The sequence below is a fragment of the Kitasatospora sp. NPDC059722 genome, from assembly GCF_042733235.1.
In the GTDB taxonomy this organism is placed as follows: domain Bacteria; phylum Actinomycetota; class Actinomycetes; order Streptomycetales; family Streptomycetaceae; genus Kitasatospora.
Genome location: NZ_JBHWGD010000067.1, coordinates 26,789 through 46,263, shown reverse-complemented (window position 1 = coordinate 46,263; position 19,475 = coordinate 26,789). Strand labels below are relative to the sequence as shown.

Here is a 19,475-nt window from a genome sequence, read left to right as displayed (position 1 = left end):
AGCCGCCTTCCAGCGGGCCCTCCGGGCGCGTCGTTGTTTCGTGTTTCCAGCTTATCAGATGTTTTCCGCTCCGTTTTCCGGAGTTTCATTCATCCAATCGGCTTTTGCCTTTCGGCGCTCCCGAACTCTACCAGAGTTTCTCGGGCCGTTTTCCTCGGTCCTTCTCGAATTCGAATTCGAGGGCTTCCTTGGGGCCGTCCCGTGGGGCAACCCGGAGAACATTACGCACCGGGCCGCCCCACGTCAAACCAGCCTCAGGGGGCTCAGACCTCGACGACGACCGGCAGGATCATCGGCCGGCGGCGGTAGTTGTCCGCCACCCACTTGCCGATGGTGCGGCGGACGAGCTGCTGCACCTGGCGGGGTTCGATCACGCCGTCGCTCGCCGAGCGGTCCAGGGCCTCCTGGAGCTTGGCGACGACCGGCCCGAACGCGTTGTCCTCGATGCCGGAGCCGCGGGCCTGGATGGTCGGGCCGCCCACGATCTTGCCGTTGGCCGAGTCGACGGCGACGAAGACCGAGATGAAGCCCTCCTCGCCGAGGATCTTGCGGTCCTTGAGCGAGGCCTCGGTGATGTCGCCGACCGAGGCGCCGTCCACGTAGACGTACCCGGCCTGCACCTTGCCGACGATCCGGGCGACGCCGTTCTCCAGGTCGACGCAGACGCCGTCCTCGGCGATGACCACGCGGTTGCGCGGCACGCCGGTGGCGATGCCCAGGTCGGCGGCCGCCCGCAGGTGGCGCCACTCGCCGTGGACCGGCATCAGGTTGCGCGGCTTGCAGATGTTGAAGAAGTACAGCAGCTCGCCGGCCGAGGCGTGGCCGGAGACGTGCACCTTGGCATTGCCCTTGTGCACGACCTTGGCGCCCCAGCGGGTCAGGCCGTTGATCACGCGGTAGACGGCGTTCTCGTTGCCCGGGATGAGCGACGAGGCCAGGACGACGGTGTCGCCCTCGACGATGCGGATCTGGTGGTCGCGGTTGGCCATCCGGGACAGCGCGGCCATCGGCTCGCCCTGCGAGCCGGTGCAGATCAGCACGACCTCCTTGTCCGGCAGGTCGTCGAGCTGCTTGACGTCGACGACCATGTTGCCGGGGACCTTGAGGTACCCGAGGTCGCGGGCGATGCCCATGTTGCGGACCATCGAGCGGCCGACGAAGGCCACCTTGCGCTTGTACTCGTGCGCGGCGTCCAGCACCTGCTGGATGCGGTGCACGTGGCTCGCGAAGGAGGCGACGATGATGCGCTTGTCGGCGTTCGCGAAGACGTTGCGCAGGGCGGCCGAGATGTCCCGCTCGTGCGGGATGAAGCCGGGGACCTCGGCGTTGGTGGAGTCCACCAGCAGCAGGTCCATGCCCTCCTCCGCCAGCTTGGCGAAGGTCGGCAGGTCGGTCAGGCGGCCGTCGAGCGGCAGCTGGTCCATCTTGAAGTCGCCGGTGGCGACGACCATGCCGGCCGGGGTGCGCACGGCCACCGCGAGGGCGTCCGGGATGGAGTGGTTGACGGCGATGAACTCGCAGTCGAAGGGGCCGATGCGCTCGCGCTCGCCCTCCTTGACCTCCAGCACGTACGGCCGGATGCGGTGCTCGGCGAGCTTTGCCTCGATCAGGGCGAGGGTGAGCTTGGAGCCGATCAGCGGGATGTCCGGGTTCTCCCGGAGCAGGAAGGGGACGGCGCCGATGTGGTCCTCGTGCCCGTGGGTGAGGACGATGCCGTCGACCTTGTCGAGCCGGTCCCGGATGTAGCTGAAGTCCGGGAGGATCAGGTCCACGCCGGGCTGCTCGTCCTCGGGGAAGAGGACGCCGCAGTCGACGATCAGGATGCGGTCCCCGAATTCGAGGACCGTCATGTTGCGGCCGATCTCGCCGAGGCCGCCGAGCGGAGTGATACGGAGGGCGCCCTCCTTCAGGGCGGGCGGGGCGCCGAGTTCGGGGTGCGGGTGACTCAAAAGACTCTCCTCACGACGCACGCCATATGCCCGGGGTCCTCCCCCGGAGACATATGGCGTGCGTACTCAGTGTCGTGTGTTCCTACTGGGTCTGTGCTCTCGCGCCTTCGGTCCGGTCCAGCGGCGGTCCCGTGAGGGTCCGGCGAGCCGGGGCGCGCACGTCTTTGTCTGCTACAGGTGTACCCCGCCTGCGGCGAGATCCTTCTTCAATTGCGCGATCTCCTCGGGCGTCGCGCCGATCAGCGGCAGCCGCAGCGGGCCGGCGGGCAGGCCCTGGAGGCCCAGCGCGGCCTTGGTGAGGATGACGCCCTGGGTGCGGAACATACCGCTGAAGACCGGGAGCAGACCCTGGTGGATCGCCGTGGCCTTGGCCACATCGCCGGTCAGGTACGCGTCGATCATCGCACGCAGTTCGCCGGACACCACGTGCCCGACGACGCTCACCACGCCGGCGGCGCCGACCGACAGCAGCGGCAGGTTGAGGATGTCGTCGCCGGAGTACCAGGCGAGGTCCGAGCGGGCGATGGCCCAGGCGGCGGCGCCGAGGTCGCCCTTGGCGTCCTTGTTGGCGACGATCCGCGGGTGCTCGCCGAGGCGCACCAGCGTCTCGTGGCCCAGGGCCACCCCGCTGCGGCCCGGGATGTCGTACAGCATGACCGGCAGCCCGGTGGCATCGGCGATGTGCACGGCGTGCCGGTACAGGCCCTCCTGCGGGGGCTTGCTGTAGTACGGCGTGACGACGAGCAGGCCGTGCGCTCCGGCCGCCTCGGCCTGACGGGCCAGTTCGGCGCTGTGGTGGGTGTCGTTGGTGCCGACGCCGGCGACGACGTGGGCGCGGTCCCCCACCGCCTCGACCACGGCACGGACGAGCTGGGCCTTCTCGGCGTCGCTGGTGGTCGGGGACTCACCGGTGGTGCCGTTGACGACGAGGCCGTCGTTGCCGGAGTCGACGAGGTGCGTGGCGAGGCGCTGGGCGCCGTCGAGGTCGAGTCCGCCGTCGGCGGTGAACGGGGTGACCATCGCGGTCAGGACCCGGCCGAACGGCGTCTGGGGGGTGGAGGTCGGAGCCATGCGTCCAAAGCTACTCGTAGGCGGTGGGGCGGCTACCACACCGGTCCAGGGTTCGGACAGGTGTCCGGCGGCGCTGGGCGGCCGGAACGGGCGGCGACACGGCGGTGACATGGGATTCCGGTGCTGCGTGCTCGGGGGTTCAGGCAGCACCGGAATCCGTGTTCACGAATGTAGGGAGCGGCCAGAAAAGCCGCAATCCAGACATGCCCGACACTCTGCCCATATGCTCATCGCCGCAGGTCAGGGCGCGACCCGGCCGTGCTTCTCGAAGGCCGCATGGGTGAGCGGCATGAGCTGCGCCCACTGCGCCTCCATCCGCTCGGCGACCATCTCGATCTCGCGCTGCGGGAAGGACGGCACGGCCGAGTTCTCCCGCTTGGTGCGCAGCGACAGGAAGTGCATCAGCGAACGGGAGTTGCAGGTCGCGTACATCGAGGAGAACAGGCCGACCGGCAGCACCGCGCGGGCCACCTCGCGGGCCACGCCGGCCGCCAGCATCTCCTGGTAGCGGTCGTAGGCCTCGCGGTAGGCCGCCTCCATCGACTCGGTGACGGTCTTGTGCTGCTCCGGGGTGCCCTCGACGAACTCGTAGCGGCCGGGGCGGCCCTGCTGGACGAGCTTGCGCTCCTCGGCGGGGACGTAGAAGACCGGCTCCAGCTCGCGGTAGCGGCCGGACTCCTCGTTGTAGGACCAGCCGCTGCGGTGGCGGTGGAACTCGCGGAAGACGAAGATCGGCGCGCTGATGAAGAAGGTCATCGAGTTGTGCTCGAACGGCGTGCCGTGCCGGTCGCGCATCAGGAAGTTGATCAGGCCCTTCGACTTCTCCGGGTCCTGCTGGAGCGCCTCCAGGGACTGCTCCCCCGCGGTCGAGACGCGGGCCGCCCAGATGACGTCCGAGTCGGCGGCGGCGCTGCGGACCAGCTCCACCGTGACGTCGCTGCGGAACCGGGGGGCCGTCGTTTCGTCGCTCACGCGTTGCTCCTCGCGGGTTCGGTGCTGTCGTGCCGGTCCTGCTGGTGGTGCAGCCGGATGGCGTGCTGCATGGTCTTGCGGGCGCGCGGGGTGTCCCCGGCGTCGGCGTACGCCACCGCCAACCGGAACCAGACCCGCCAGTCGCCCGGCGCGGCCTCGGCCTCGGCCTGGCGGCGGGCGAACACCGCGTCGGCCGAGGCGCGGTCGATCCGGCCGCCCTTGGTGCGCTCCAGCTCGTCCACCGGCAGGCCGCCCTCGGCCTCCAGCTCGCGGGCGAGCCGCTCGCTGTCCCGGCCGAAGCGGACGGTCTGGCGCAGGAACCAGACGCCGATCACCGGGATGACGAAGGCGCACAGCCCGATGCCGATGCCGAGCGGCTTGCCGGTGGCGACCAGCTGGACGCCCTCGCCGATGCAGATCAGCGCGACCAGCAGCAGCACGCCGGCGAGGACGAAGAAGCCGGTACGCGAGGTCATCGCACACTCCCGGGGGTCGGCACGGTCACAGGTCCAGGAAGTGTTCGAGGCCGAAGGTCAGCCCCGGGTGGTCGGCCACCTGGCGGGCGCCCAGCAGGATGCCCGGCATGAAGCTGCTGTGGTGCAGCGAGTCGTGCCGGATGGTGAGCGTCTCGCCGGTGTCGCCGAACATCACCTGCTGGTGGGCGAGCAGGCCGCGCAGCCGGACGGCGTGCACCGGCACCCCGTCGACGTCGGCGCCGCGCGCGCCGGGCAGGCTGTGGGTGGTCGGGTCCTGCTGCGGCGGGCGGCCGGCCTCGGCGCGGGCGGCGGCGATCAGCTGGGCGGTGCGGGTCGCGGTGCCGCTGGGCGCGTCGGCCTTGCGGTCGTGGTGCAGCTCGACGACCTCGACGGACTCGAAGTAGCGGGCCGCCGTCTGGGCGAACTTCATGCCGAGGATCGCGCCGATGGAGAAGTTCGGCGCGATCAGCAGGCCGAGCTCCGGGGCCTCGGCCAGCCAGCCGCGGACGGTGGCGAGGCGCTCCTCGGTCCAGCCGGTGGTGCCGGTGACCACGTGGATGCCGTGGTGCAGGCAGAAGTCGAGGTTGCCCATCACCGAGTCGGGGTGGGTCAGTTCGACCGCCACCTGGGCTCCCGCCCCGGTCAGCTCCTCCAGCTCGGAGTCGCGCCCGAGCGCGGCCACCAGCTCAAGGTCCGGCGCGGCCTCGACGGCCTTGACGGCCTCGGAGCCGATCCGGCCCTTGGCGCCGATCACGGCGACACGCAGCGTCATAGCGAAGTTCCTCTCACACCAGCCGGTCTCAGACCAGCAGATCGGCGAGCTTGGCGGCCCGCTTGTCGTTGACCGGGCCGATCAGCGCCAGCGACGGCCGGTACGCGCCCAGCACATCACGGGCGACGGCCTGGACGTCGTCCAGGGTCACCGCGGCGATCCGTGCCAGCATGTCGTCCACCGACAGGTGGTGGCCGTAGCTGAGCTCGGCCTTGCCGATCCGGTTCATCAGCGAGCCGGTGTCCTCCATGCCGAGCACGGTGGAGCCGGAGATCTGGCCGATCGCGCGCTGCAGCTCCTCCTCGGTGATGCCCTCGGCGACCACCTTGGCCAGCTCGGCGCGGCAGATCCGCAGCACCTCCTCGACCCGCTTGGGCTGGCAGCCGGCGTAGATGCCGAACAGGCCGCTGTCCGCGTAGGACGAGGAGTAGGAGTACACCGAGTACGCGAGCCCGCGCTTCTCCCGGACCTCCTGGAACAGCCGGGAGCTCATCCCGCCGCCCAGGGCCGCGTTGAGCACGCCCATCGCCCAGCGGCGCTCGTCGTGCCGCGGCACCCCGGGCACGCCCAGCACCAGGTGGGCCTGCTCGGTGGAGCGGTTGAGCACCTCGACCCGGCCGGCCGTGCGCAGCGCCTTGACGCCGCGCCGGGCCTCGGCGGGAGCGGCGGCGGAGGCCGCGAGCACCGGCGCGAAGGCCTCCTCGACCTGCTTGACCACCTTGCGGTGGTCGAGGTTGCCGGCCGCGGCGACGACGAGGTTCTCGGGCCGGTAGCGGCGGCGGTAGAAGCCGGCGACCTGGTCCCGGGTGAGCGTCCTGATCGTCTCCTGGGTGCCGAGGATCGGGCGGCCGAGCGGGCCGCTGCCGAAGATCACCTTGGCGAACAGGTCGTGGACGACGTCGCCCGGGTCGTCCTCGGCCATCGCCATCTCTTCGAGGATGACGCCGCGCTCGGCCTCGACGTCCTCGGCGCGGATGAGCGAGCCGGTGAGCATGTCGCAGACCACGTCGATGGCGAGCGGCAGGTCGGTGTCGAGGACCCGGGCGTAGTAGCAGGTGTTCTCCTTCGCGGTGAAGGCGTTCATCTCGCCGCCGACCGCGTCCAGGGCGGCCGAGATGTCCAGCGCGCTGCGCCGCTCGGTGCCCTTGAAGAGCAGGTGCTCCAGGTAGTGGGTGGCGCCGTTGAGCTGCGGGGTCTCGTCCCGCGAGCCGACGCCGACCCAGATGCCGAAGGTGGCGGAGCGCACCGTCGGCAGGGTCTCGGTGACGACCCGCAGGCCGCCGGGGAGCACGGTGCGGCGCACGGTGCCGGCGCCGTCGGCGCCCTTGAGCAGGGTCCGGGTGGTGCCGGGGCGCTGCTTCGCGGCCGGGGCCTGGGCCACGGGGGGTACCTCCAGAGGAAACGCGCGGCCTGAGGACACGCGTACGAACGCGGGGGACAACAGGGTGCGGCCCGCACGCCGGGAGGCGTACGGGCCGCAAGGGGTCAGCTAGCGGCGCTTCACTCGGAAGCGGCCTCGCCGGCCTCCTCGCCCTCGATGACCGGGATCAGGGAGAGCTTGCCGCGCGGGTCGATCTCGGCGATCTCGACCTGCACCTTGGCGCCGACGCCGAGCACGTCCTCGACGTTCTCCACGCGCTTGCCACCGGCGAGCTTGCGGATCTGCGAGATGTGCAGCAGGCCGTCCTTGCCCGGCATGAGCGACACGAACGCACCGAAGGTCGTGGTCTTGACCACGGTGCCCAGGTAGCGCTCGCCGACCTCCGGCATGGTCGGGTTGGCGATCTGGTTGATCGTGGTGCGGGCGGCCTCGGCGGCCGGGCCGTCGGCGGCACCGATGTAGATGGTGCCGTCGTCCTCGATCGTGATCTCGGCGCCGGTGTCCTCCTGGATCTGGTTGATCATCTTGCCCTTGGGGCCGATGACCTCGCCGATCTTGTCCACCGGGATCTTGATGGTGATGATGCGCGGCGCGTTCGGGGACATCTCGTCCGGGGAGTCGATGGCCTCGTTCATCACGTCGAGGATGTGCAGGCGGGCGTCGCGGGCCTGCTTCAGGGCGGCGGCCAGGACCGACGCCGGGATGCCGTTCAGCTTGGTGTCGAGCTGGAGGGCGGTGATGAAGTTGCGGGTACCGGCGACCTTGAAGTCCATGTCGCCGTACGCGTCCTCGGCACCGAGGATGTCGGTCAGCGCGACGTAGTGGGTCTCACCGTCGATCTCCTGGGAGATCAGGCCCATGGCGATGCCGGCGACGGCGGCCTTCAGCGGCACACCGGCGTTCAGCAGCGACATGGTGGAGGCGCAGACCGAGCCCATCGAGGTGGAGCCGTTGGAGCCGAGCGCCTCGGAGACCTGGCGGATGGCGTACGGGAACTCCTCGCGGGTGGGGAGCACCGGCAGGATGGCCCGCTCGGCCAGGGCGCCGTGGCCGATCTCGCGGCGCTTGGGCGAGCCCACGCGGCCGGTCTCGCCGACCGAGTACGGCGGGAAGTTGTAGTTGTGCATGTAGCGGCGACGCGTCTCCGGGGAGAGCGTGTCGAGCTGCTGCTCCATGCGGAGCATGTTCAGCGTGGTGACGCCCAGGATCTGGGTCTCGCCGCGCTCGAACAGGGCGGAGCCGTGGACGCGCGGGATGGCCTCGACCTCGGCGGCCAGGGTGCGGATGTCGGTGACACCGCGGCCGTCGATGCGGACCTTGTCCTTGATGACGCGCTCGCGGACGATCTTCTTGGTCAGCGCGTTGTAGGCGGCGCTGATCTCCTTCTCGCGGCCCTCGAACTCGGGGAGCAGCTTCTCGGCGGCGAGCGCCTTGACGCGGTCGAGCTCGTTGTTGCGCTCCTGCTTGCCCGCGATGGTGAGGGCCTGGGCCAGCTCGTCCTTGACGGCGGCGGTCAGCGCGGCGAGGACGTCGTCCTGGTAGTCCAGGAAGACCGGGAACTCGCCGGTGGGCTTGGCGGCCTGGGCGGCCAGCTGGGCCTGGGCGGCGCACAGGACCTTGATGAACGGCTTGGCGGCGTCCAGACCGGAGGCGACGACCTCCTCGGTCGGGGCCGCGGCGCCGCCCTCGACCAGCTTGATGGTCTTGTCGGTGGCCTCGGCCTCGACCATCATGATCGCGACGTCGCCGTCCGGCAGGACGCGACCGGCGACGACCATGTCGAAGACGGCCGACTCCAGCTCGCTGTGGGTCGGGAAGGCCACCCACTGGCCGTTGATCAGCGCGACGCGCACGCCGCCGATGGGGCCGGAGAACGGCAGGCCGGCCAGCTGGGTGGAGGCGGAGGCGGCGTTGATCGCGACCACGTCGTACAGGTGGTCGGGGTTGAGCGCCATCACGGTGACGACGACCTGGACCTCGTTGCGCAGGCCCTTGACGAAGGACGGGCGCAGCGGGCGGTCGATCAGGCGGCAGGTGAGGATCGCGTCCTCGGAGGGCCGGCCCTCGCGACGGAAGAACGAGCCGGGGATGCGGCCCGCGGCGTACATCCGCTCCTCGACGTCCACGGTCAGCGGGAAGAAGTCGAAGTGCTCCTTCGGCTGCTTGGACGCGCTGGTGGCCGACAGCACCATGGTGTCGTCGTCCAGGTAGGCCACGGCGGAGCCGGCGGCCTGACGGGCCAGGCGGCCGGTCTCGAAGCGGATGGTACGGGTGCCGAAGGAGCCGTTGTCGATGACGGCCTCGGCGTAGAACACGTTCTCTTCCACCTGGAAGATCTCCTCTTTCGTACGTCTCCGGGAGAGCGTCCCCGCGTCCTGCCTGCCGGTGGGCCCTGTGCCCTCCTGTCAGGAGGGGCGGCAGTCGGGCCGGTCTTCGATCGAAGCCTCCGGCGGGTCCCGCTCGACTGCGGGGCTTCCGGGGGCCACTACCGAGGACCGGCGCCTCACGGCTGCCGGGCCGCGCGGGCGGTCCGCGTCTGGACGCTCTCTCGGATGCGGGCGGCTTCCGTTTGAAGCCTTCGGCCCGCGGGGGGTTGGGGTCCTTCTGCCTGGATGGCGTCTCGTGCGCCATCACCCGGCATGCCCACAACCCTACGGTGCAATCCTCGGCCACCTGGGGAGGTGCGCGCGAGTTGTTATGTCCGGGCGCCGCGGCCGAACGGCCGCGGCATACGCGCGAGGGGCGGCTCCCCGGTGTGGGGAGCCGCCCCGAGCGGCGGTCTTAGCGGGCGCCGCCGGCGGCACCGCGACGGATGCCCAGGCGGTCGACGAGCGTACGGAAGCGCTCGATGTCCTTCTTGGCCAGGTACTGCAGCAGGCGGCGGCGCTGGCCGACCAGGATGAGCAGGCCACGGCGCGAGTGGTGGTCGTGCTTGTGGGTCTTGAGGTGCTCGGTCAGGTCCGAGATGCGGCGGGAGAGCATGGCCACCTGAACCTCGGGGGAGCCGGTGTCGCCCTCCTTCTGGCCGAACTCGGCGATGATCTGCTTCTTGATGTCAGAGGCGAGAGCCACTGCAACTCCTTAACGAGGTGAACCGAGCGGTCCTGGTCTACGGCACAGGACTCATCGAGAACTCGGTGTCGTAACGCGGGCGCCGGCCGCTTCCTCCGCACCCTGGGGGCGGACACACGGCTGCGCTCGAAGGCCAAGCGTACCAGCGCAGCCCACGCGGGCGGCCGGCGGGGCCGGGGCGGGTCAGCCGGCGGCCCCGCGCACCAGGCGGTAGACGTCGAGGACGGCGAGCGCGAGCGGGACGAGGGAGAGCAGGGCGAGGCCGTCGACGAGGTCGAGGACGCGCCCCCAGAAGGGGGAGACGCCGAGCCGGGGCACGACGAGCGCGGTCGCGGTGAGCACGGCGGCGCCGAGGGCGACGGCGGCGGTCAGCCAGACGGTGCGCAGGTCGGCGTCGGCGGGGGCGGCGCCCTCGGCGAACTGCCGGGAGTGCAGCGACAGACCCGCGATCAGCAGGGCGAGGCCGAGCAGGCCGGCCGAGGTGAGCGCGAGGACCTGGGCGGTGTAGCGGAACAGCCGGGCGCGGAGCAGGACGGCGAGGCCGAGCGCGAGCGCGAGCAGTTCGGGGAAGGCCGCGTCGGTGAAGCCGAGCAGCGCGCAGGCGCCGGCGACGACCGCGGCGCAGCCGCCGACCAGGCCGACGAGGACCTCGTGGCCGCGCCGGGCCTGCCGGGCGATGCGCTCGTACCGGACGGTCTCGGCCCGGTTCTCGTCGTCCGCCTCGCCGCCGCGGGCCTGGCCGGGGGCGGCGTAGCCGACGGGCAGGCGGGCGAAGCGGGCGGCGAGGCCGGGCAGGAAGCCGATGGCGGCGACGGCGGCCACGCCGGTGACGGCGGCGATGCGGTGGGCCGGGGTGCCGGGCAGCAGCACGGCGGCGAAGGCGGCGAGGGCGCCCGCGGCGGCGGCGAGGGCGGCGGCGACGAACACCGCGTCGCGTTCGGGGAGCAGTCCGGCCAGCAGGACGGCGGTGACGAGGACGGCGACGCAGCCGGCCAGGAAGTGCAGCCGGCCGGGGCCGTCCCCGGGCCGGGCGGCGGCGAGCAGGCCGGTCCCGGCGATCAGGGCGTGCGGCAGCGCGCCGAGGCCGAGCGCGACCGCCGCCGGGACGTCCCCGTAGACCCGGGCGCGGACGCCGGCCAGGGCGGTGAGGACGACGGCGGTGACGCCGGCGAGGACGCCTGGCAGGCCGTGCGCGTCGTGGTGCGGGCCGGCGGACCACAGGGCGAGGCCGAGCAGCGCGAGCAGGACGGTGGCGCCGGTGAGGCCGAAGGCCCGGGTGAGTTCGGGGCTCCAGAAGCGGTGGTCGGCCGGGACGGCGCCCGCGATGGCGTCGGCGACGTCGTCGTAGACGGCCGGCGGGAGGGACTCGGCGAACGGACGCAGCGTGAGCAGGTCGCCGTCGCGGACCTGCTGGGCGGCCAGTGACAGGCCGCCGTCGAGGACGGTGCCGTCCCGGCGGACCAGGTGGAAGCCGGTGGGGACGCCGTCGGGCTGGGTGGCGCGGGCCAGGCGCAGGACGTCGGGGTAGAGGTCGGCGAGGGGGAGGTCCTCCGGCAGGGCGACGTCGATCCGGCGGTCCGGGGTGACGACGGTGACCCGGGCGAAACCCGTCGCTACGGCGTTCACGCACCCGCCTCGCTTCGCTCGGCAGGGGCATTCACCCACGTGCACCTGCTCCTGATGAGCTCGCGGGGCTCGCTCATGCGATCACCTCGGTCGTTCCACGCACTGGACGTTCCCCCCTGTCCCGGCGCCGGGGCGAACCTACCCGGCGTACACACGAGTTGACGCGGCGCTACCCTACCCGTGCCGAGAGTACGGGTGCGACCGGTACCGTCGGGCGCCCTGACGCCGTGTCCGGCGGACGTGCCGGGCGGCCGCCTCCGGTGTACCGGCGCCTAGGGGTGGGGGGCACATGGGTGTGATCATGGTGCGGCGTGCGGCCAGGGCTTATCCGCCCCCGGTGCCCGACGAGCCGGTGGAGCTGGTCGCTCCGCCCGAACTGCCGCGCCAGGGCGGCGAGGACTGGGTGTCGAGCGTCCTGCCGATGCTGGGCATGGGCGGCTCGGCGGTGTTCTTCTTCGCGCCGGGCTCCCAGGGGCCGATGCGGATCATGGGCGGGCTGATGATCGCCTCGACGGTCGGCATGGTGCTCGCGCAGATCGTCCGGGCCCGCCGGGGCGGTTCCACCGCGACGTCCGACGCCCGGCGCGACTACCTCAAGTACCTCCAGCAGACGCGGCGCGCGGTGCGCCGCACCGCCGAGCGCCAGCGCGGCGCGCTGCTGTTCCTCAACCCGGCGCCGGACCAGCTGTGGGCGGTCGTCGCGGGCGGGCGCCGGCTGTGGGAACGCCGCTCGGGGGACGCGGACTTCGCGCAGATCCGGGTCGGCCTCGGGCCGGTGCAGCTGTCCACTCCCCTGGTGGCACCGCGGACCGCGCCGGCGGACGAGCTGGAGCCGCTGTCGGCGGCGGCCATGAAGTCCTTCCTGAACGCGCACGGCACGCTCCAGGACCTCCCGCTCGCGGTGTCGCTGCGCGCCTTCTACCACGTCACGGTGTGCGGCGACCCGGACTCGGTGTACGGCAGCGTGCGGGCGATGATCGCCCAGCTGACCACCCTGCACTCGCCGGAGGACCTGCTGGTGGCGGTCGCCGCGGCGCCCGGCGCGGCCGGGGAGTGGGAGTGGACGAAGTGGCTCCCGCACAACCAGCACCGCAAGGAGACTGACGGCGCCGGCTCGCGCCGGCTGACCGCCACCGGGCTCGGCGAGCTGGAGCTGCTGCTCCAGGACGAGCTCGCCGGGCGCCAGCGGTTCGTCCGGGACGCCGCCGCCCCGCCGGACCAGCCGCACGTCGTCGTCGTGATGGACGGCGCCGGCGTGCCGCACGACTCGCTCCTCGCGAGCCCGGAGGGCGTGCAGGGGGTGACCGTCATCGAGGTCGTCCCGGGCGAGCTCGACGAGCCGAGCGGGCACCTGATGGCGACCGTCCGCCCCACCGCCATCGAGCTGCGCTCGGCCTCCGGGGCCGCCTACACCGGCACGCCCGACCTGCTCTCGGCCCGGCAGGCCGAGGCGCTGGCGCGGCAGTTGGCGCCGTACCGGATGCCGGCCGGCGGCGACGAGGAGCCGCTGCTGTCCGACCTCGACTTCACCGACCTGATGAACTCCGGCGACCCGGGCTCCTTCGACGTCTCCCGGGGCTGGCGCCCGCGCGGCCGGCACGAGCGGATGCGGGTGCCGATCGGCGTCGGCGCGGGCGGCGAGCACGTGTTCCTGGACATCAAGGAGGCCGCGCTGGAGGGCATGGGCCCGCACGGCCTGTGCGTCGGCGCGACGGGGTCGGGCAAGTCGGAGCTGCTGCGCACGCTGGTGCTGGCGCTCGCGATGACGCACTCCTCGGAGGAGCTGAACTTCGTCCTCGCCGACTTCAAGGGCGGCGCGACGTTCGCCGGCATGGCCGAGCTGCCGCACACCTCGGCCGTCATCACCAACCTGGAGGGCGAGCTCACCCTGGTCGACCGCATGCGGGACGCGATCGAGGGCGAGCTGCACCGCCGCCAGGAGCTGCTGCACCGGGCCGGCAACTACGTCAACATCCACGAGTACGAGCGGGCGCGCGCGGCCGGGGCGGCCCTGGACCCGCTGCCCTCGCTGGTGCTGATCATCGACGAGTTCTCCGAACTCCTCACCGCCAAGCCGGACTTCATCGAGATGTTCATCCAGATCGGCCGGATCGGCCGCTCGCTGGGGGTGCACCTGCTGCTGGCCTCGCAGCGTCTGGAGGAGGGCAAGCTGCGCGGCCTGGACACCTACCTCTCCTACCGGATCGGTCTGCGGACCTTCTCCGCGGCCGAGTCGCGGGCGGCGATCGGCGCGCCGGACGCCTACCACCTGCCGCCGGTGCCGGGCGTCGGCTACCTCAAGTTCGGCGAGGACGCGATGGAGCGGTTCAAGGCCGCGTACGTCTCGGGCCCCTACCGGGCGCCGGGGCAGCAGCACGCGGCCGGCGAGCAGCGGGCCGGCACGCGGCCGGTCCTGTTCACCGCGGCCGAGGTGGAGCTGCCGGAGCCCGCCGGGCAGGAGGAGGCGCGGGCCCCGGAGCAGGACGACGCCCTGGCCGACACCGTGCTCGACGTCTTCGTGCGGCGGATGGCCGGCCAGGGCCCGGCCGCGCACCAGGTGTGGCTGCCGCCGCTGGGCGCGGCGCCGGGCCTCGACCGGCTGCTGCCGCCGCTGCAGGCCGTGCCGGAGCGCGGGCTGGGCGCGCCCGGGTACCCGGCGGGCCGGCTGCGGGTGCCGATCGGCGTGGTCGACCGGCCGCGCGAGCAGCGGACGGACGTCCTGGAGCTCGACTTCGCCGGAGCGGCCGGGCACGGCCTGGTGGTCGGCGGCCCGCTCTCGGGCAAGTCGACGGTCGTGCGCACCGCGGTGGCCGCGTTCGCGCTCACCCACACCCCGCTGGAGGTGCAGTTCTACCTGCTGGACCTCGGCGCGGGCGGCTTCCGCGCACTGGCCGGGCTGCCGCACGTCGGCGGGGTGGCCGGGCGGCTCGACGTCGACGAGGTGCGCCGGACGGTCTCCGAGGTGCACGGCGTGCTGAACCGGCGCGAGGAGCTGTTCCGGGCCGCCGGGATCGACACCATCGCGGCCTACCGGGTCCGCCGGGCGGCCGGGCGGCTCCCGGACGAGCCCTTCGGCGACGTGTTCCTCGTGATCGACGGCTGGAACACCTTCAAGCAGGAGTTCGAGGCGCTGGAGCCGGTGATCGCCGACATCGCCCAGCGCGGCCTCGGCTACGGCGTGCACCTCGTCATCACGGCGGCCCGCTACGCGGAGGTGCGCCCGGCGCTCAAGGACCTGCTGCAGAACCGCACCGAGCTCAAGCTGGGCGACCCGATGGAGTCGGAGGTGGACCGCCGGACCGCGCAGAACGTCCCGGCGCTCGCCGGGCGCGGCGTCACCCCGGAGCGGCTGCACTTCCTGGCCGGACTGCCCCGGATCGACGGCTCGTCCGCGGTGGACGACCTCCAGGACGGCGTGGCCGCACTCGTCGCCGCCGTCGCCGGCGCCTGGACCGGCCCGCACGCGCCGCGGGTGCGGATGCTGCCGGCCGTCCTCGACGGGTACGGACTGCCGAAGGGCTTCGAGCACCCCGAGCGCGGGGTGGCCTTCGGCGTGGACGAGGCGGAACTGGCGCCGGTCTTCGTCGACTTCGAGACGGACCCGCTGTTCATCGTGTTCGGCGACACCCGGTCCGGGAAGTCCGCGCTGCTGCGGATGCTGGTCAAGCAGATCACCGAGCGGTACACGGCGGAACAGGCCGGCATCGTCGTCGCCGACTACCGGCGCGCGCTGCTGGGGGCCGTCCCCCGCGAGTACCAGGTGGAGTACGCGGCGACGCAGCCCGCGCTGACGAAGGTCGTCGACATGCTGCGCGGCGCCTGCTCGCGCCGCCTGCCGGGGCCGGACGTCACCGCCGAGCAGCTGCGCGACCGCAGCTGGTACCGCGGCAAGGACATGTTCGTGATCGTCGACGACTACGACCTCGTCGCGACGGGCTCGGGCAACCCGCTGACGCCGCTGGCCGAGTTCCTGCCGTTCGCCCGGGACATCGGGCTGCGGGTGATCGTGGCGCGCAGCGCGGGCGGCGCGGGCCGGTCACTGTACGAGCCGGTGCTCCAGCGGATGCGCGAGCTCGGCGGGCAGGGCGTGGTCCTCTCCGGCAACCGGGACGAGGGGGCGCTGCTGGGGACGGTCAAGCCGCAGGCGCTGCCGCCGGGCCGCGGGCTGTACGTGTCGCGGCGGGCGACCGGCGGACAGCTGGTCCAGACGGGGTGGCTGCCCGCCGAGCAGTGACGGACGGTGACCAAAGGGGTCGGGCCCGCTCGGGTCCGGCCCCTCGGCGCACCCCGGCGTCCCAGGTGTTGAAACGTTACCTAGATCTTTCCGGCGCGGGGCTGCGGTTCCCGCACCCCGCGCGGGGCTTGCGGGGCCGCTTCGGGGCGCCTGGGCGTACCGGCATCGGATCGGAGTGCAGCCTTCGAAAGGATGCTTTCAACATCCTGTTTACCTTGGATTCAAGTGCAATGCGGCAGAGGTAACAACTCGGACAATCCTCGCAATGACCGTACGTGATCATCGGATCGCATGTTTATGCCCTTCCGCGCAACGGATTCCGAAGCAGTTCCGGCGTTGACGCAATCATTACGCCCAAGGTTCCATTGCGGCCCGGGAGCGACCGGACCAAGACCCGAGCAACCAGCCAGCGGAGGCGATACCGCTCCCATCCCAGGACCGCACAGAGCCGATCGGAAGCCACATGACCGACACGCTTCGCCAGCCACTCGACGTAGCCCCCACTACGCACGAGACAGTCGCCCCCCAGCAGCTCAAGCGCTCCATCGGCGTCGTGGGCGGCACGCTGCTCACGCTGTCCTGCGTCACCCCGGCCTCCACGCTCTTCGTGATCGTGCCGGAGCTGTTCTCCAGCATCGGCAGCGCCACCGCCCTCACCATCGCGATCGGCTCGGTGCTCTGCGTCGCCGTCGCGTTCTGCTACTCCGAGCTCGGCACGCTGATCCCCAGCGCCGGCGGCGAGTACGCGATGGTCGGCACGCTGGCCGGACGGCTGGCCGGCTGGCTGGTCTTCATCCAGTCGCTGATCGTGGTGATGATCGTCCCCTCGGTCATCGCGCTCGGCACCGCCGACTACCTGGCGCCCGTCCTGCACGTCGACAAGCCCATCGCGGGCGCCGCGGTCATGCTGGCCGCCACCCTGGCCGGCCTGCTGGACCTGCGCGCCAACGCCTGGATCACCGGCGTCTTCCTGGTGCTGGAGGTCGTCGCGGCCGGCGTCGTGTCGGTGCTCGGCTTCGCCCACACCAACCCGGACCACCCGAGCCTGCTGCACGGCGTGGTCGCCGGGGACAACGGCGCCACCACCACCGTCGGCATCGGCGCCATCATCGGCGCGCTCGGCATCGCCCTCTTCGTCACCCAGGGCTTCTCCACCGCCGTCTACCTCTCCGAGGAGCTGGAGAACCCCCGCCGCACCGTCTCGCGCACCGTGCTCTGGACGCTCGGCCTCTCCAGCGCCATCATCCTGATCCCGGTCGCTGCCATCACCATGGGCGCCCCCGACCTGCAGACCCTCGCCGCCGGCGACATCTCGGGCATGGTCACCGCCTGGAGCAACTCGGCGGTCGGCACCTTCATCAGCCTCTGCATCGCGCTGGCCATCATCAACGCCGGCATCGTCATGGTCATCCAGAACTCCCGCGTGCTGTTCGCCTCCGCCCGCGACAAGGCCTGGCCCGGGCCGGTCAACAAGGCCTTCGGCACCCTCGGGCGCTTCGGCTCCCCGTGGATCGCCACCCTGGCCGTCGGCCTGCCGGGCGCCGCGCTCTGCTTCGTCAAGGGCCAGCTGCTCAGCAACATCACCGGCGTCGCCGTCACCGCGATGTACCTGCTGGTCGCGGTCGCCGCGCTGCTCTCCCGCCGCGGCCACCACAAGCACGCCGCCGCCTGGCGGATGCCGCTGTGGCCGGGCGTCCCGGTGGTCCTGATCGCCGTCCTGGTCTACGTCATGACCCAGCTGGACACCGAGCCCCTGCTCTGGACCGGCGGCATCACCGCCGCCGCGACCCTCTACTGGCTGTTCTACCTGCGCCCCCGGCAGGACTCCCGCTGGGTGATCAGCCTCCCCGAGGACCAGCAGCAGGCCTGACCCCCACCCCTCCCCCACCGCGCGGTGCCCCGGGCTTCCCCCTCGCCCGGGGCACCGCCGTGTCGTCGGGTCCCTACTTCCTGACCTGCCACTTCGGGCTCGCCGCGATCGCCTTCAGCTGGTCGAGGGTGAGCAGGTCCTTGCCCTCGGTGGCGTCGACCTCGATGTACGTCCCGTCCGGGTGCAGCTCCGCGGCCCGCGTGTAGGGGAACTTCGGGTTGGACCCGCTGCCGGGCTCGTTCACGACGACCTTGGTGCCGTCGGGCAGGACGGTGGCGTCCTTGAGCTGCGAGGCGCGGCCCCGGTCCATCGACTGCTGGGTCTGCGGGTCGTCGAACGGGCGCGACCAGTTCGCGAGCCGGACGGAGATCGAGCCCTTGGCCCCGTCCGGACCGGTCAGCTGGTACATGTCCGTGACGAGGTGGGTGGTGCGGCTCTGGACCGCGAAGCCGGCGGGCAGCAGCCCGGCCAGGATCGCCTGCTTCTCGTCCGGCGTGACGCCCGGATCCTCGACCGCCGGGTCGATGCCGTTGTAGCGGACCGCCGCGACGGCCCTGTCCCAGACCTTGTCGGTGACGATCGCCTTGGCCTGCTCCAGGGTGATCGGCGGGTTGGGGCGGCTGTCGGGCGCGCCCTTCTCCTGCGCCGCGTTCCACTCGTTGAAGGAGACCTGGCCGCCGTCCGGGCGGCTCACCGTCGCCCACCACTCCTTGGTCGTGGCGCGGTGGTCCGGGTACTCGTAGCCCTGGGAGAGCATGAGCGTGGAGCCGTCCGGCAGCGTGGTGACGCTGCAGGAGTCCAGGTTGGCGAGCCTGAGGTCCGTCGGGCAGGTGCGCTGCTGCTCCTGGCCCTTGTAGAACTTCTGGACCGAGACGCTCATCAGGGACTTGCCCTGGCCGTCGTCGAAGACCAGCTGGGCGTACGGGGTCGTGCTCTTCTCGGTGCCCTCGCCCTTGGCCTCCGTCACCTCGCCCTTGGGCAGCAGCGCCTGGAAGGCGGCCAGCATCTCCTTGTCGGTGACGGGGGCGGCCGGCGCCGCCGCCTTGGTCGCGGCCGCGGGGGCGGCCGGGGTCGCGGTCAGGGGGGCGGCGCCCGCGCCGCTCGTCGCCGGGGCGGCCGCGGCCTCGGCCGGGGCGGCGACCGGGGAGCCGCCGGTGGCGCCGGAGAGGTAGAACGCGCCGGTGCCGACCAGGGCCAGCGCGGCGGCGCCGCTCACCACGGCGGCGGCGGACCGGCGGCGCCAGCGGCGGCGGCCGAGGTCCAGGCCGCCGGCCGCCAGGCCCGCGCGCTCGGTGCGGAAGGCCTCGCCGGTGCGGCTCATCGCGTAGAGCAGGTCGTCCTCGAACGTGTCCGGTTCGGACATGGTTGATCACCGTCTCTTCGGTTCGGATGTCGTCGGTCGGGTGTCGAACGGGGCTCAGCGGGTGGCCAGTTCGGCCAGGGAGTCGCCGAGCAGGGTGCGCAGCCGGGCCAGGGCCCGGGTCGTGCGGGTGCGGACCGCGCCGGAGGAGGCGCGCAGCACCTCGGCGGTCTCCTCGACGCTGCGGTCCTCCCAGTAGCGCAGGACCAGCACCGCCCGGTCCTTGGCCGGCATCCGGCCGAGCGCGTCGAGGAGGGTCAGCCGCAGGGTGCTGTCGGCCTCCCGGCCCTCGGGCTCGGGCAGGTCGCCGGTGGGGCGCTCGGTGCTGGAGCGGCGGCGCTGCTGGGCCAGGAAGGTCCGCACCATGACGGTGTGGACGTAGGCCGCCGGGTTGTCGATCCGGTGCCACCCGCCCGTCCAGGCGCTGCGCCGCCAGAGGACGTACATCCGGCCGAGGGCCTCCTGCACGAGGTCCTCGGCGTGGTGGGTGTCGCCGCTGGTCAGCAGGCAGGCCGAGCGGTACAGCTGACCGGTCCGGCTGGACACGAGCTCCAGGAACTCCGCGTCCTTGGCCTCCCGGCCCGCCCCGATCCGCCTCATCTGCGCTGTCCCCCATGGCTCGTGGTCGCTGACACCTCTTGGATGCGGCGGCCGGCGCGGGATGTTACAGCCGGGTCGGGGCGACTTTGGGG

Annotated in this window: 13 protein-coding genes; 2 read left to right on the top strand and 11 right to left on the bottom strand. The window is 72.3% G+C overall.

What is annotated here, in order from left to right:
• Positions 1–263 precede the first annotated feature (263 nt).
• From ACFV4F_RS32265 to eccD, 9 genes are all read right to left on the bottom strand, one after another.
• The gene (locus ACFV4F_RS32265) at positions 264–1,949 is read right to left on the bottom strand and encodes a ribonuclease J (protein WP_380444483.1); all 1,686 of its coding nucleotides are present in this window, start codon (positions 1,947–1,949) and stop codon (positions 264–266) included.
• Positions 1,950–2,120: 171 nt separating this feature from the next.
• Positions 2,121–3,020: a 4-hydroxy-tetrahydrodipicolinate synthase gene (gene dapA, locus ACFV4F_RS32260; protein ID WP_380507821.1), complete on the bottom strand. Its 900-nt coding sequence runs from the start codon at positions 3,018–3,020 to the stop codon at positions 2,121–2,123.
• A 240-nt stretch (positions 3,021–3,260) separates the two neighbouring features.
• Entirely contained in the window at positions 3,261–3,992 is a 732-nt protein-coding gene (thyX, locus tag ACFV4F_RS32255) for an FAD-dependent thymidylate synthase (RefSeq protein WP_380444485.1), read from the bottom strand.
• Positions 3,989–4,468: a hypothetical protein gene (locus ACFV4F_RS32250; protein ID WP_380507818.1), complete on the bottom strand. Its 480-nt coding sequence runs from the start codon at positions 4,466–4,468 to the stop codon at positions 3,989–3,991. Before ACFV4F_RS32250 ends, thyX begins: the two co-directional genes overlap by 4 nt.
• A 25-nt stretch (positions 4,469–4,493) precedes the next feature.
• Complete coding sequence (gene dapB / locus ACFV4F_RS32245) at positions 4,494–5,240, bottom strand: 4-hydroxy-tetrahydrodipicolinate reductase (protein WP_380498224.1); 747 nt, start codon at positions 5,238–5,240, stop codon at positions 4,494–4,496.
• Between the two features lie 28 nt (positions 5,241–5,268).
• Entirely contained in the window at positions 5,269–6,621 is a 1,353-nt protein-coding gene (locus ACFV4F_RS32240) for a M16 family metallopeptidase (protein ID WP_380444488.1), read from the bottom strand.
• 119 nt (positions 6,622–6,740) lie between these two features.
• Entirely contained in the window at positions 6,741–8,948 is a 2,208-nt protein-coding gene (locus ACFV4F_RS32235) for a polyribonucleotide nucleotidyltransferase (protein ID WP_380507815.1), read from the bottom strand.
• 454 nt (positions 8,949–9,402) lie between these two features.
• Positions 9,403–9,693, bottom strand: coding sequence for a 30S ribosomal protein S15 (gene rpsO, locus ACFV4F_RS32230; RefSeq protein WP_030311414.1), 291 nt, complete (start codon positions 9,691–9,693; stop codon positions 9,403–9,405).
• 183 nt (positions 9,694–9,876) lie between these two features.
• The gene (gene eccD, locus ACFV4F_RS32225) at positions 9,877–11,319 is read right to left on the bottom strand and encodes a type VII secretion integral membrane protein EccD (protein WP_380507813.1); all 1,443 of its coding nucleotides are present in this window, start codon (positions 11,317–11,319) and stop codon (positions 9,877–9,879) included.
• A gap of 289 nt (positions 11,320–11,608) precedes the next feature.
• On the opposite strand from eccD, the gene eccCa reads away from it, so the two are divergent.
• Both eccCa and ACFV4F_RS32215 read left to right on the top strand, forming a co-directional pair.
• Positions 11,609–15,553 carry a type VII secretion protein EccCa gene (eccCa, locus tag ACFV4F_RS32220; RefSeq protein WP_380507810.1) on the top strand — a complete coding sequence of 1,315 codons (3,945 nt, stop codon included), beginning with the start codon at positions 11,609–11,611 and terminating at the stop codon, positions 15,551–15,553.
• Between the two features lie 463 nt (positions 15,554–16,016).
• Complete coding sequence (locus tag ACFV4F_RS32215) at positions 16,017–17,423, top strand: APC family permease (protein WP_380444492.1); 1,407 nt, start codon at positions 16,017–16,019, stop codon at positions 17,421–17,423.
• A gap of 73 nt (positions 17,424–17,496) precedes the next feature.
• Here the strand turns inward: ACFV4F_RS32215 and ACFV4F_RS32210 are convergent, their stop codons facing one another.
• Together ACFV4F_RS32210 and ACFV4F_RS32205 are read right to left on the bottom strand one after the other, a co-directional pair.
• A complete protein-coding gene (locus ACFV4F_RS32210) occupies positions 17,497–18,786 on the bottom strand; it encodes a hypothetical protein (RefSeq protein WP_380507807.1) in 1,290 nt (429 codons plus the stop codon).
• Between the two features lie 54 nt (positions 18,787–18,840).
• Complete coding sequence (locus ACFV4F_RS32205) at positions 18,841–19,383, bottom strand: SigE family RNA polymerase sigma factor (protein ID WP_380437562.1); 543 nt, start codon at positions 19,381–19,383, stop codon at positions 18,841–18,843.
• Between the last annotated feature and the right edge of the window lie 92 nt (positions 19,384–19,475).

Coding starts and splice junctions, on each gene's coding strand:
- ACFV4F_RS32215 (WP_380444492.1), top strand. CDS start 16,017: ATGACCGACACGCTTCGCCAGCCACTCGACGTAGCCCCCACTACGCAC.
- ACFV4F_RS32205 (WP_380437562.1), bottom strand. CDS start 19,383: ATGAGGCGGATCGGGGCGGGCCGGGAGGCCAAGGACGCGGAGTTCCTG.
- dapA (WP_380507821.1), bottom strand. CDS start 3,020: ATGGCTCCGACCTCCACCCCCCAGACGCCGTTCGGCCGGGTCCTGACC.
- ACFV4F_RS32210 (WP_380507807.1), bottom strand. CDS start 18,786: ATGTCCGAACCGGACACGTTCGAGGACGACCTGCTCTACGCGATGAGC.
- eccCa (WP_380507810.1), top strand. CDS start 11,609: ATGGGTGTGATCATGGTGCGGCGTGCGGCCAGGGCTTATCCGCCCCCG.
- ACFV4F_RS32250 (WP_380507818.1), bottom strand. CDS start 4,468: ATGACCTCGCGTACCGGCTTCTTCGTCCTCGCCGGCGTGCTGCTGCTG.
- dapB (WP_380498224.1), bottom strand. CDS start 5,240: ATGACGCTGCGTGTCGCCGTGATCGGCGCCAAGGGCCGGATCGGCTCC.